This window comes from Micromonospora sp. NPDC050417 (genome assembly GCF_044458865.1).
Taxonomy (GTDB): domain Bacteria; phylum Actinomycetota; class Actinomycetes; order Mycobacteriales; family Micromonosporaceae; genus Micromonospora_G.
Genome location: NZ_JBITIH010000072.1, coordinates 1 through 1,444 on the forward strand (window position 1 = coordinate 1; position 1,444 = coordinate 1,444).

At 65.3% G+C, this 1,444-nt stretch carries 1 protein-coding gene; it reads left to right on the forward strand.

Features of this window, described 5'->3' with window-relative positions; translation table 11 throughout:
* The first annotated feature begins 69 nt into the window (after window positions 1-69).
* Window positions 70-1,314: an IS701 family transposase gene (locus ACIBF5_RS32700; protein WP_396816754.1), complete on the forward strand. Its 1,245-nt coding sequence runs from the start codon at window positions 70-72 to the stop codon at window positions 1,312-1,314.
* Window positions 1,315-1,444: the final 130 nt, after the last annotated feature.

A 1,444-nucleotide genomic window follows, 5' to 3' on the forward strand; every position in this document is an offset into this window, starting at 1 on the left:
CTAGTAGTGCTTTGTCACGTTTTGGTTAAGGCTAGTGGTGATAGGTGAATCAGCCTCGTTGACACCACTATGGACGAGGTTGAGGTGCGCCGTCTTCGTGATGACCTGGCTGATTTCGTTGAGGACGTGTTCGGGTCCTTGACACGGGTCGGGTGGCAGGACCGGGCGGTGTCGTACCTGCAAGGTCTGATGATCGACGGGCGGCGTAAGTCGATCCAGCCGATGGCTGGCCGCCTCGACGGTGTGCACGACCAGGCGTTGAACCACTTCGTGACGAACAGCCCATGGGACGTGACCCCGGTCCGAGCCCGACTCGCCCAGCGGATGGACACCGTGATCAGACCAGTAGCGTGGGCGGTCGACGACACCGGCTGGCTCAAGTGCGGGTCCGCGTCACCCGCAGTGGCCAGGCAGTACACCGGCACGGCGGGCAAGGTCACGAACTGCCAGATCGGGGTCTCGGTCAACCTCGTCACCGACACCGCGTCCTGCCCGGCGAACTGGCGCCTGTTCCTCCCCGCCGCCTGGGACCCCGACACCTCCCCGGACCCCGACGTGGACCGGCGGCGGTCGCGGGCAGGGATCCCGGACAAGGTCAGGCACCGGGAGAAATGGCGTCTGGCGTTGGACATGGTCGACGAACTCACCGGATGGGGACTACAACCCCCGTTGATCGTGGCCGACGCCGGATACGGCGACGCCGCCGAGTTCCGCCACGGCCTGACCAAACGGGACATCCCCTACGTGGTCCAGGTATCCACCAACATTGGCGTCCACCGGCACGACACCGTCCGCACCACCCCGCCCTACCAAGGCGTCGGTAAACCACCCGCCCAGCGGTACCGGCAACCAGCCGTCTCGGTCAAAGACCTCGTCCTCACCGACGGACAGGCCCGAACCGTGGCCTGGCGAGACGGATCCCGCATCCGGGCCGGGAAACCGGTGAAGATGCGGTCCAGATTCGTGTTCCTCCGAGTCCGCCCCGCCGGACGGGTCCTCCTGACCGAGCACCGCGGCCAGGACCTACCCCAGGCATGGCTCATCGCCGAATGGCCCACCGGACAGGACGAGCCGACGAAGTACTGGCTGTCGAACCTGCCCACCACCACACCGAAACGCACCCTGATCCGCTGGGCCAAACTCCGCTGGCGCATCGAACACGACTACCGCGAACTCAAAACCGGCCTCGGCCTGCACCACTACGAAGGACGCACCTGGCGAGGCTGGCACCACCACGTCACCCTCGTCTCCGCAGCCCACGCCTTCCTCACCCTGCAACGCCTCCGCCACCCAAAAGCAGCAACGCCGGCCTGAGCCTCTACGCGGTACTCCGTGGACTACAACGTCTACTCGTCCGCCTCGCCGGCGTCTGCCCCACCTGCAAAACACGGTTCCCCACAACAAAACCCAACTACCCACTCAGATCATGACAAAGCACTACTAG

Excerpts from the sequence above, each read along its gene's own strand:
- ACIBF5_RS32700 (WP_396816754.1), top strand. The coding sequence starts at position 70 with ATGGACGAGGTTGAGGTGCGCCGTCTTCGTGATGACCTGGCTGATTTC.